Below are 380 nucleotides of genomic sequence, written 5' to 3'. Positions count from 1 at the left end.
AGATTCTTTTAGTCTCCTTTCTGCGTAAATCTGAGAAATCCGCGGGGAACTACTTTATAACCCGTTTACTTTTCTAAAAATCCCTTTTATTATACTAGCAAAATTGAAGTTTACTATATAGACTTTAAAAATCCCTCCTCTAATTATATAGGATAATTCATTTTCTGTTTTTTCTTCCATAAATTACTTGTTTTTTCTCCCGCTGATTTCACCGATTACCACAGATTCTTTTAGTCTCCTTTCTGCGTAAATCTGAGAAATCCGTGGGAAACTATTTTATAACCCGTTTACTTTTCTGAAAATCCCTTTTGTTATATCATCAACATTGAAGTTCACTAAAATGCCTAGTTTTATTTCTGAAAGCTTTAAATATGTTAAAA

At 30.8% G+C, this 380-nt stretch carries 1 protein-coding gene; it reads right to left on the bottom strand.

Going from position 1 to position 380, the window contains the following annotated elements; all coding sequences use genetic code 11:
• Positions 1–276 precede the first annotated feature (276 nt).
• Positions 277–380 (bottom strand): GxxExxY protein (locus ACVCZW_RS13295; RefSeq protein WP_452232646.1); only part of this gene is annotated, 104 nt, incomplete at its 5' end.

This window comes from Lacinutrix sp. MEBiC02595 (genome assembly GCF_053601555.1).
This window is presented reverse-complemented; position numbering and strand designations above follow the sequence as displayed.